The organism is Pseudomonas sp. P7758, assembly GCF_013386485.1.
In the GTDB taxonomy this organism is placed as follows: domain Bacteria; phylum Pseudomonadota; class Gammaproteobacteria; order Pseudomonadales; family Pseudomonadaceae; genus Aquipseudomonas.
Map to the genome: position 1 here is coordinate 85201 of NZ_JACARS010000028.1, position 10013 is coordinate 95213.

A 10013-nucleotide genomic window follows, 5' to 3' on the forward strand; every position below is an offset into this window, starting at 1 on the left:
GATCGGGTTTAGTCGCCCGGATTCGATTGGCGCACGATCAGTTCATGAGTCAGGCCGTTTTTCGCCTGCACTTTTATGGTGGCTGTGCGCAGGGCGCCCTCGGGCGCGCCGGGTTTCCAATCGACCGGTCGACTAACCTGCGTACAGCTGCCGCCTTCGTTTAGTCGCGAGGAGTGGTGGCTCCAAATGTTTGATTGGAGATTTACCATGGTCAAAGTTACCCCCGATCCACCCGCATTCCATAAAGCCTTACTCCGCGACACTGATGCCTCGCGTCGAGTGATCGATCACTACCTTAAAGCGCCGGACGCGCAGCCTTCACCCAACCCGTTTACCGTCGATGACGAACTGAGTTTCGAAGATGCGCTGGCCCATGCTGCCGAGTTGCTGCATTGCGCCGTAGCAACCGCCCAGGCGTCGACCGAGCCGCTGAATGGCGCACAGCGGGCGGTGATGCATTTGGTGGAAATGTCGAAGGTGGTGGTGGATCGAGCGCTGGACTGTTTGCAGCCGAGGTGAGGACCTTAAGCCTACGCTGAGGTTGCGATGCATTTGGTCTGCGATCTACTGACCAAATGCTCATCATCCTGGCTCAGGGGCGGAAATCCCGGCAGACGATCGCCATGGATTAAAGCGGTCTCCTCAGGCGTATGGCTTGAAGTCATTGCTGTCGCGAGTGAGTAGCTGCATCAGTTTGGGATGGATGAAGAGCTTTTCCTTGCCAACCTGAACCTCTTGCAGAACGCCGATGGCGACTAGTTCTTTGAGGTAACGGGAGGCTGCTTGACGCTGGGCAATCTGTTTGTCGACGACGTTGCTGATGCGGCAGTAGGGCTGTTCGAAAATGACGTCTACCAGCTCGCGGGAATAGGTTTTCGGCAACTGCTCACGAACAAACTGGGTGGTGTGCTCGGACAGGCTGCGAATAGCGGCAATTTTTGCACAAGTCCAGCGTGCTGTTTCTTCCACAGCGCTGAGCATGTACAGCAGCCAAGGCTCCCAGGCTTGTTCGCGAGTGACATCAAGCAACAGGCGGTAGTAATCGGCTCTATGGGCAATGATGTAACGGCTAAGGTAGAGAATCGGTAGATTCAGCAGGCCTTCCTGGATCAGGTACAGGGTGTTGAGCACTCGCCCGGTACGGCCATTGCCGTCGGTGAATGGGTGAATGGCTTCGAATTGATAGTGACTAACCGCCATACGTACTAATGGATCCAGGTCGGTCTCGTTGTGCAGGAAGCGCTCCCAGTTGGCGAGCATGTCACGTAAGCGATCTTCGCCTTCCGGTGGGGTATAGATGATCTCGCCGGTTCGGTCGTTGGCTAGCTGGACTCCTGGTACCCGGCGTATATCCATGTTCACGCCTTTAAGCGTGCGGCAGATTTCGACTGCAGTACCGGTGGAGAGTGGGCGGTCGGCCAACGATTGATAACCTTTCTGCAGGGCTTTGCGGTAGCGCAGTGCTTCCTTGGTCGCTGGGTCTGCGTGGCTATCTCCATCCTGAGCATGCTGAAAGAGCAAATCCGTGGTGGTGACGATACTTTCGATCTCTGAGCTGTCCTTGGCCTCCAGCAATGGAATGGTGTTGATCAGCATTGTCTGGTTAGGGATCAGCTCAGCCGCTTGCTTCAATTCGGCCAGGGCTGTGCGGGCCTCAATGCAGCGTTTGAGCACTGCATGGGTTTCCAGAACAGTTGCCGGTGGCAAAGTGGGAAGCTGGTTGTAGGGCTTGTCAGCCTGCCAGGGAAGGTGGGATGCGGTCATGGATGGGGCTCGGTCTTTGACTTATCCGTCTAAAGGTAAGAGGGGCTCATCAGGGCGCCCTTTCGTGGCGTCAGTGTAAACATGCGTGCACTACGTGTCGCTATATTTTGATTTCTGCGACACGTCTTGATGTCATGTCGTTGGTAACGACAGGTATGCGAAACGTGTTCTTGGAACGGGCTTTTAGCGACGTATCAGGCGAATGTCCTGAGGATGGAAAAGACGGCTTGCGTGCCTTGGAGCGGTTGGCGCGTTCTCAAATAGCTCGATGCCTGGCAGGTGTAGCGCATTTCTTCCAGGCATTAAAAAGCCGGCTTGTGGCCGGCTTCTCGGGGACTGGTTCAGCTTATTTTTGGTAAACCTCACCAGCCTTCAAATCGTTCACCCAGGCTCACACCCAGGTGATAAGGGGCATCAGCGGGAACTCCTCCGCATCGCCAGGCAGGGCGGACCGGCTTCACGCCAACCCCCTGCCAAATGTGCGGCGGATAATACCCACATTCGCCTCAATTTCCCAGCTCCGGATCCGATTTAGAGCCTTCGTAGCCCAATAAATGCTCATCCAGCGGCACCGGCGGGCGGCGGTTATTCAGTGTCGCCCACCAGAACACCCAACCCAGAATCTCAAAGTTCTGCTCATGCCGCTGCTCATAGGTCAAAAACTCGTCCGGATGCTCGGCGCTGTTGTGGCTGCGCATCCGCAGGCCACCTCCTGGACGGTTGTAGAGGTATTTGATCCGCAGCATTCCGTCGTGCTCTACCGCGTAGATTTCGCCATCGATGATCTGTTTGCGGCCACAGTCGATGGCAAGGGTACTTCCGTCCTGGATGATGTCGATCATGCTGTTGCCGACCATGTAGGCCCCGAGTGCCCGCTCCGGGCTTACACCGATGGCTTCAAGGGTGTGCAGGGAGAGGCGGATGCTTTCGGTCGAGGTGAAGGTGGGGTGGAGGGGGATCTCCACGTCGATTTTTACCGGGCCCGAGACCGGGTGGGTGATGTAGTTGCCGCTGGTCTCGCGGGCGATACGGTGGGAGGTGTCTGCATCGGATCCTTCCAGCAGGTAGTTGGCGGGTGGATGTTTGGGGCCTTCGCCTGTGCGCAGCCAACGGCTGGTGACGCACAACAATTCTGCGAACTCGTTGAGCCGGCCCATGGGGACGCCGCGTTTGAACCAGTTGTTTACGTGTTGAGGCGTAACATCGCGGTTCTTGGCGAAGTCGGAAGCGGAAAGATGAACTTCCCGTAATAGCGCTCTTAAGCGATCACCTGATGTATTCATAAACGCAGAGTTTACTGGCCGTAAAATCAGATCAAATAAACCATGCGTTGAGTTGCTGTATGTAGGTGTTTCCTTATCGCAGGACTATTCTGCTAGTTGATTAAGCTAGTTAAACAATTGCTGTAAATATGTTTATTAAAGTAGCCGGATGTTTATGTTTTTCCCACAAAAAAAGCCCCGTTTAATCGGGGCTTTTTCAGAGCGAATAGCGGTATCAGCCTTTGTAGGCAGCGACCGACTTCAGGATCTCGGCGCGGGCGGCGTCTGCATTGCCCCAACCGTCGATCTTCACCCATTTGCCTTTTTCGAGGTCTTTGTAGTTCTCGAAGAAGTGTTTGATCTGTTCCAGCAGCAGTGGCGGCAGATCGGTGTATTCCTTCACGTCGACATACAGCTGGGACAGCTTGTCGTGTGGTACTGCGATAACTTTGGCATCGCCGCCGCCGTCGTCAGTCATGTTCAGGATGCCGACCGGGCGGGCGCGAATAACCGAGCCTGGGGTAACCGGGTAAGGGGTCACGACCAGCACGTCGAGGGGGTCACCGTCGTCTGCCAGGGTGTTGGGGATGAAACCGTAGTTGGCCGGGTAGAACATCGGGGTGGCCATGAAACGGTCAACGAACAGGCAGTCGCTGTCTTTGTCGATTTCGTATTTGATCGGCGCGTGGTTGGCCGGAATCTCGATGGCGACGTAGATGTCGTTCGGCAGGTCTTTGCCAGCCGGAATCTTGCTGTAGCTCATTGGGCGTTGCCCCCGTAGTTGGCCATGGAACATGGCCGGATTGGCCTAAAAGTGGCGGCGATTATAGGCATATTCTGACGCCGATGCCATGCGTCAGACGTCGTAGGGCGCTTGGCGTTCCGTCTGATACCGCACGTCGCCGGCCTGCAGTTGGTGCAGGCGCGCCAGGGGATCCTGACGGTAGAAGTGGCTCAGTTGCTCGTACACCTGTGGATAATTGCTGACCAGTAAATCCGGGGCACTGAAGAAATATTCGCTGGTGACGGCAAAGAACTCGGCCGGGTTTTCCGCGGCGTAGGGGTCGATGGCCGTTTCGGCGTCAGGGTTGCGGTCGAGCTGGCGGTTGAGGTCGTCGAAGGCGCTTTGCATGACGCTGGCCCATTCCTGCACGCGCATGTCGTGGTGCAGGGGTGGCAGGCCGTTGGCGTCGCCGTTGAGCATGTCCAGCTTGTGGGCCAGTTCGTGAATGACCAGGTTGTAGCCTTCCCAGTTGCCGCTGGCCAGTACGCCGGGCCACGCAAGGATCACCGGGCCCTGTTGCCAGGCTTCGCCGCTGTGCTCGCCGTCCCACTCGTGTTCCACGCCGCTGGCGTCGCGATGGCGCTGCGGGCTGAGGAAGTCGTCGGAGTACAGCACGATCTCGTGGAAGCCCTGGTACCAGTCGAGGTCGCCAAGGTTCATCAGCGGCAGCTGTGCCTGGGCGGCGAGCAGCAGGCGCTGTTCCTGGTGCAGTTCGACGCCGGGCAGGGCGGTGAGGTGTTTTTCGGCGAGGAACACCACGCAGGCTTCCCGCAGCCACTGGTCTTGCTCGGCAGTGATGCCGTCGAGGAACGTCAGGTGATGGCGCACCCGCCGCCACGTTTCATCGGCAATCGGGTGCTTGGCCAGCAGGCGCCGGCGACGCCAGGCGCTGAGGGACCACATCGCAGGTTACTGCGGCTTGGCTTCGGTGGAATTGCGGCCAAAGCGGCTGCGGAACACACCGATGATCATCGGTACCAGCGACAGCAGGATGATGAACACCACCAGCAGCGACAGGTTTTTCTTGATGAACGGCACGTTGCCGAAGAAGTAGCCCAGGGTTACCAGGCCGCCGACCCAGAGGACGGTGCCGAACACGCTGAAACCGAAGAAGCGCGGGTAAGGCATTTTCGCGATACCGGCGACGAACGGCGCAAACGTGCGCAGGATCGGCAGGAAGCGCGCCAGGGTCACGGTTTTGCCGCCGTGCTTGTCGTAGAAGTCGTGGGTTTTTTGCAGGTAGTCGCGGCGGAAGATCTTCGAGTTGGGGTTGCTGAACAAGCGTTCCCCGGCCGTTCGTCCGATCACGTAGTTGGTACTGTCACCCAGGATGGCCGCGAGCATAAGCAGGCCGCCCAGCAATATCGGGTCCATGCCGCCGCCCGCTGCAATAGCGCCGGCGATGAACAGTAAGGAATCACCCGGCAGAAACGGCATGACCACCAGGCCGGTTTCGCAAAAGATAACCAGGAACAGAATGGCGTAGATCCACACTCCGTAGTTTCTCACCAGCATGTCGAGGTACACGTCGAGATGCAGGATAAGGTCGAGCGGGTTGAAATCCATGGAGGGCACCTGTGTGAATGGCCTGGCTCAGCGGGCCTGTGCGGAGGCTTCGGGTAATAAGGGCTACAAGGTTGTGGCGTAATTCTTACGACCCTGAAAGGTCCGCATTATACGGATAGAGTTGTGAAAAGCGTGCTGGTTTTGTAGCGGGGAATGTCGCGACTTCGATCTGATTGTAGACACAGCGTCAGTGTGGGAGGGGGCTCCCACAACAGATGTATGAGGTTTGGTTAATAGTTGTCAGTCATCGCTGATCGCAAGCACGTAATTCTTGAACTCGGTGTCTTCCCGAAAACCGATGGACTCATAGGTTTTCTGCGCCACCTGGTTGTCGCTGCTGGTGGACACACGCAGGCGCACGGCTTGAGTTTCCTTGGCCATCTTCTTCGCGGTACGCATCAGGTTGTCGGCCACCAACTGCCGGCGTGCGTCTTCGGCGACGTAGATGTCGTTGAGGATCCACACCCGCTTGAGGGACAACGATGAAAAGCTTGGATACAGCTGGCAAAAGCCAAGCAGTTTCTTGTCGTCATCGTCGGCCAGCGCCAGGTAGATCACGGACTCCTTGCGGCGCAGGCGTTTTTCCAGGAAGGCGCGGCTCGAATCAGGAAACGGCAGCGCGCCGTAAAACTCGCGGTATTTGACGAAAAGCGGGGTCAACAGGTCCAGGTGTTCCAGGGTCGCTTGAGTAATCCGCATGCCAGGCCTCAACTTCCAAATGGGGTATGACCACACAAGCGGCCGTGTCTCGATGCTGCCTAAAGCAGAGAAAAAGCGCAATCGTGCAGGGATCAGTCCTTCGGTGGGCTGAGCAGGAAGTTTCCTTTCATCAGGTCGGGATCATCCGACTCGAGGGTTTGTACCTGCGCTTCATCCTTGAGGTTGACCCCCGACAACTGCCGGCGACAGGCCTCCCGCATCAAGTAAAGCAGGCGGTGAGCGGCCATGCCGTAGCTCAAGCCTTCCAGGCGCACATTGGAGATGCAGTTGCGGTAGGCGTCAGTGAGTCCGACCTTGGGGTTGTAGGTGAAATACAGCCCCAGGCTGTCCGGCGAGCTGAGCCCCGGCCGCTCGCCGATCAGGATCACCACCATTTTTGCCCCGAGCAACTGGCCGACTTCATCCGCGACGGCGACACGGCCCTGCTCCACCAGAATCACCGGTGACAGCGACCAGCCTTCAGCGTGGGTTTGTTCCTCCATGCGTGTAAGAAACGGCAACGTATGTTTATGCACCGCCAGCGCCGACAAGCCATCGGCCACCACCACAGCCAGGTCCACACCGCCCGGGTTGGCTGCGGCATAGTCCCGCAGGGCCTGGGCGGATTCATCACTGAGGCGTCGCCCAAGGTCCGGGCGTTGCAGATAGCTGTGACGGTCGACGGCGGCGCTGTGCAGCAACAGGCTGTCACGGCCACGTTCGGCCAGTTGGCTGCTGAGTCCTACATGGTCAAACGGCAGGTGTACCGCGTCCCGCGCCTGGGCGTGGGCGAACTGGAAATCCAGCTGCGCGCCGGTAGGCATGCTGGTGCCGGTGCGGCCCAGGGCAATCCGCGCCGGGGTCAGGCGCCGCAGCTCAAGCCACGGGTTGTCCACGTTGTTTTCCGGGGTGTCGATGTGCACGGGCGGTTCCTTCTTCATCCCAGTTGCGCCAAGGCGTGGCGGAATGCCGGTGGCAGGCTGTTGCCGAAGTGCACCTTGCCGTCGGCTTGCGTGAAGATGCCCATTTTCGCCAGCCACTGTTCAAACTCCGGTGCCGGCTTTAAACCCAATGTTTGGCGGGCGTACAGCGCGTCGTGAAATGAAGTGGTCTGGTAGTTGAGCATGATGTCGTCGGAGCCCGGGATGCCCATGATGAAGTTGATCCCGGCCACGCCCAGCAGGGTGAGCAGGGTGTCCATGTCGTCCTGGTCGGCTTCGGCATGGTTGGTGTAGCAGATGTCGCACCCCATGGGCACGCCCAGCAGCTTGCCGCAGAAGTGGTCTTCGAGGCCGGCGCGGATGATCTGCTTGCCGTTGTACAGGTACTCGGGGCCGATAAATCCTACGACCGTGTTCACCAAAAACGGCTTGAAATGCCGGGCAACGGCATAGGCGCGGGTTTCGCAGGTTTGCTGGTCGACGCCAAAGTGTGCGTTGGCCGACAAGGCGCTGCCCTGGCCGGTTTCGAAATACATCAGGTTTTGCCCGAGGGTGCCGCGGTTCAGGCTCAGGCCCGCGTCGTAGCCTTCCTGCAGCACGCTCAGGCTGATGCCGAAGCTGGCATTGGCCGCCTCGGTGCCGGCGATCGACTGGAACACCAGGTCCAGCGGCACGCCACGGTTGATGGCTTCGATGGAGGTGGTGACGTGGGTCAGCACGCAGGCCTGGGTCGGGATTTCATAACGCTGGATGATCGCGTCGAGCATTTCCAGCATCGCGCAGATCGAGGCGATGCTGTCGGTGGCCGGGTTGATGCCGATCATGGCGTCACCGTTGCCGTAGAGCAGGCCGTCAAGAATGCTCGCGGCGATACCGGCCGGCTCATCGGTGGGATGGTTGGGCTGCAGGCGGGTGGACAGGCGCCCGCGCAGGCCCATCGTGCCGCGGAACTGTGTGACGACGCGGATTTTCTGCGCCACCAGTACCAAGTCCTGCACGCGCATGATCTTCGACACGGCGGCGGCCATTTCCGGTGTCAGCCCGGGCGCCAGGGCGCGCAGGCTCTGTTCGTCGGCCGCGTCGCTGAGCAGCCAATCCCGCAAACCCCCGACGGTCAGGTGGCTGACCACGGAAAACGCCTGTTTATCGTGGGTATCGATAATCAGCCGGGTGACTTCGTCGCTTTCGTACGGGATCAACACTTCTTCGAGAAAGTGCTTCAACGGAATGTTGGCCAAGGCCATTTGCGCCGCGACCCGCTCGCCATCGTTCTGGGCGGCAACACCCGCCAAAAAATCCCCGGAGCGGGCCGGGCTGGCCTTGGCCATCACGTCCTTGAGGCTGTCGAAGCGGTAGGTCAATGCACCGACCGCGTGGGAAAAGCTTGCCATACAGAGTCTCCTTGTCGACGCGGGCTGAATGTGAGTAAAGCGCCCGCGTCGAGGTTTATGGCAGTTAGTGCAAGGCGGCCTCTGCGGCCTGGATCGCCGCAAATTCTTCTTCCGGCGTGCCTGCTACCAAGTGATGCCGACTGTAGAAAGCAAAGTAAGCAATTAATACTCCATAGATGATCGCGGCGCCAATCACCACGCGCGGATCCACCAGAAAGCCCGCCACAACAGCGATGCAGGCCAGTACCAGGGCGACGCCCGAGGTGAAGATGCCGCCCGGAGTACGGTAAGGGCGGTCCATTTTGGGGCGGCGGATGCGCAAGGTGATGTGCGCGGCCATCATCAGCACGTAGGAAATGGTCGCGCCGAATACGGCGACCAGGATCAGCAAATCGCCTTGGCCGGTCAGCGACAGGCCGAACCCGATGATGCCGGGGATCACCAGGGCCAGTACCGGTGCCTTGCTTTTGTTGGTCTGCGACAGCTTGCGCGGCAGGTAGCCGGCGCGGGACAGGGCGAAGATCTGCCGGGAGTAGGCGTAGATGATCGAGAAAAAGCTCGCGATCAGCCCGGCCAGGCCCACCAGATTGACGAAGTGGCCCATCCACGTGGAGCCGCCGTAGGCTTTGGACAAGGCTTCCACCAGCGGATTGCCCGATGCCATCAACGCGTAGGCGCCAGCACCGCCGGGGGCGATCACCAAAATCAGCAGGGCGAAGCTGGTCAGCACCACAATGGCGCCGATCAGGCCGCGGGGCAGGTCGCGTTTGGGGTTCTTGGTTTCTTCAGCGGCCAGTGGCACACCTTCGACGGCCAAGAAGAACCAGATCGCATAGGGAATCGCCGCCCACACGCCGACATAACCGAAGGGCAGGAAAGTGCTGGCGCCCTTGGCCTCGGTCACCGGGATGTCCAGCAGGTTGGCGACACTGAAGTGCGGCACCATCGACACCAGGAACACACCCAGGGCAATCGCGGCGACGGCGGTAATCACAAACATCAGCTTCAGCGCTTCACCCACGCCGAAGATGTGGATGCCGATAAAGATGATGTAGAACGCCAGGTAGATCATCCAGCCGCCAATGCCGAACAGCGACTCGCAATAGGCGCCGATAAACACCGCGATGGCGGCGGGGGCGATGGCGTATTCGATAAGGATCGCGGTGCCGGTGAGGAACCCGCCCCAGGGGCCGAACGCGCTTCGGGCAAAGCCGTAGCCGCCGCCGGCGGTAGGAATCATGGAAGACAGTTCGGCCAGGGAGAAACACATGCACAGGTACATGGTGGCCATCAGCAGTGTGGCGAGGAACATGCCGCCCCAGCCACCCTGGGCCAGGCCGAAGTTCCAGCCGGCGTAGTCGCCGGAGATGACGTAGGCAACACCGAGACCGACTAATAGTACCCAGCCGGCAGCGCCTTTTTTCAGTTCCCGTTGTTGGAAGTATTCGGTGCCGACCTTTTCAAAGTCGACGGAAGACCCGGACGCCGGAGCGCCATTCGGTTCGCTGGGCATGATGGAATCCCTTTCTTATTGTTTTATCCCGGCTTACTTAAGTAAGCCGAATGAGTAGCAAGGTCTTGTGAAGATCAAATGTGGGAGCGGGCT

At 59.1% G+C, this 10013-nt stretch carries 10 protein-coding genes; 1 reads left to right on the plus strand and 9 read right to left on the minus strand.

Features of this window, described 5'->3' with window-relative positions; genetic code table 11:
* Positions 1 to 207: 207 nt before the first annotated feature.
* Complete coding sequence (locus HX873_RS08000; protein ID WP_003219377.1) at positions 208 to 519, plus strand: DUF6124 family protein; 312 nt, start codon at positions 208 to 210, stop codon at positions 517 to 519.
* A 123-nt stretch (positions 520 to 642) separates the two neighbouring features.
* Here the strand turns inward: HX873_RS08000 and fic are convergent, their stop codons facing one another.
* From fic to eat, 9 genes are all read right to left on the minus strand, one after another.
* Positions 643 to 1764 (minus strand): protein adenylyltransferase Fic, encoded by a 1122-nt coding sequence (fic, locus tag HX873_RS08005; protein ID WP_008436517.1) that lies wholly within the window; start codon positions 1762 to 1764, stop codon positions 643 to 645.
* Positions 1765 to 2270: 506 nt separating this feature from the next.
* Positions 2271 to 3047: an XRE family transcriptional regulator gene (locus tag HX873_RS08010; RefSeq protein ID WP_177021485.1), complete on the minus strand. Its 777-nt coding sequence runs from the start codon at positions 3045 to 3047 to the stop codon at positions 2271 to 2273.
* 214 nt (positions 3048 to 3261) lie between these two features.
* Positions 3262 to 3789 (minus strand): inorganic diphosphatase, encoded by a 528-nt coding sequence (ppa, locus tag HX873_RS08015; RefSeq protein WP_003219382.1) that lies wholly within the window; start codon positions 3787 to 3789, stop codon positions 3262 to 3264.
* A gap of 93 nt (positions 3790 to 3882) precedes the next feature.
* Positions 3883 to 4713 carry a zinc-dependent peptidase gene (locus tag HX873_RS08020; protein WP_177122550.1) on the minus strand — a complete coding sequence of 277 codons (831 nt, stop codon included), beginning with the start codon at positions 4711 to 4713 and terminating at the stop codon, positions 3883 to 3885.
* Between the two features lie 6 nt (positions 4714 to 4719).
* Positions 4720 to 5376 carry a DedA family protein gene (locus tag HX873_RS08025; protein WP_177122551.1) on the minus strand — a complete coding sequence of 219 codons (657 nt, stop codon included), beginning with the start codon at positions 5374 to 5376 and terminating at the stop codon, positions 4720 to 4722.
* Positions 5377 to 5616: 240 nt separating this feature from the next.
* Positions 5617 to 6075, minus strand: coding sequence for an N-acetyltransferase (locus tag HX873_RS08030; protein ID WP_003219389.1), 459 nt, complete (start codon positions 6073 to 6075; stop codon positions 5617 to 5619).
* Between the two features lie 92 nt (positions 6076 to 6167).
* Complete coding sequence (eutC, locus tag HX873_RS08035; RefSeq protein ID WP_177122552.1) at positions 6168 to 7016, minus strand: ethanolamine ammonia-lyase subunit EutC; 849 nt, start codon at positions 7014 to 7016, stop codon at positions 6168 to 6170.
* Positions 7013 to 8407, minus strand: coding sequence for an ethanolamine ammonia-lyase subunit EutB (locus HX873_RS08040; RefSeq protein ID WP_003219393.1), 1395 nt, complete (start codon positions 8405 to 8407; stop codon positions 7013 to 7015). The genes eutC and HX873_RS08040 overlap by 4 nt, the downstream gene beginning before the upstream one ends.
* A 64-nt stretch (positions 8408 to 8471) precedes the next feature.
* Complete coding sequence (eat, locus tag HX873_RS08045; protein WP_008436523.1) at positions 8472 to 9920, minus strand: ethanolamine permease; 1449 nt, start codon at positions 9918 to 9920, stop codon at positions 8472 to 8474.
* Positions 9921 to 10013 lie beyond the last annotated feature (93 nt).

Excerpts from the sequence above, each read along its gene's own strand:
- HX873_RS08000 (WP_003219377.1), top strand. The coding sequence starts at position 208 with ATGGTCAAAGTTACCCCCGATCCACCCGCATTCCATAAAGCCTTACTC.
- fic (WP_008436517.1), bottom strand. The coding sequence starts at position 1,764 with ATGACCGCATCCCACCTTCCCTGGCAGGCTGACAAGCCCTACAACCAG.
- HX873_RS08010 (WP_177021485.1), bottom strand. The coding sequence starts at position 3,047 with ATGAATACATCAGGTGATCGCTTAAGAGCGCTATTACGGGAAGTTCAT.
- ppa (WP_003219382.1), bottom strand. The coding sequence starts at position 3,789 with ATGAGCTACAGCAAGATTCCGGCTGGCAAAGACCTGCCGAACGACATC.
- HX873_RS08020 (WP_177122550.1), bottom strand. The coding sequence starts at position 4,713 with ATGTGGTCCCTCAGCGCCTGGCGTCGCCGGCGCCTGCTGGCCAAGCAC.
- HX873_RS08025 (WP_177122551.1), bottom strand. The coding sequence starts at position 5,376 with ATGGATTTCAACCCGCTCGACCTTATCCTGCATCTCGACGTGTACCTC.
- HX873_RS08030 (WP_003219389.1), bottom strand. The coding sequence starts at position 6,075 with ATGCGGATTACTCAAGCGACCCTGGAACACCTGGACCTGTTGACCCCG.
- eutC (WP_177122552.1), bottom strand. The coding sequence starts at position 7,016 with ATGAAGAAGGAACCGCCCGTGCACATCGACACCCCGGAAAACAACGTG.
- HX873_RS08040 (WP_003219393.1), bottom strand. The coding sequence starts at position 8,407 with ATGGCAAGCTTTTCCCACGCGGTCGGTGCATTGACCTACCGCTTCGAC.
- eat (WP_008436523.1), bottom strand. The coding sequence starts at position 9,920 with ATGCCCAGCGAACCGAATGGCGCTCCGGCGTCCGGGTCTTCCGTCGAC.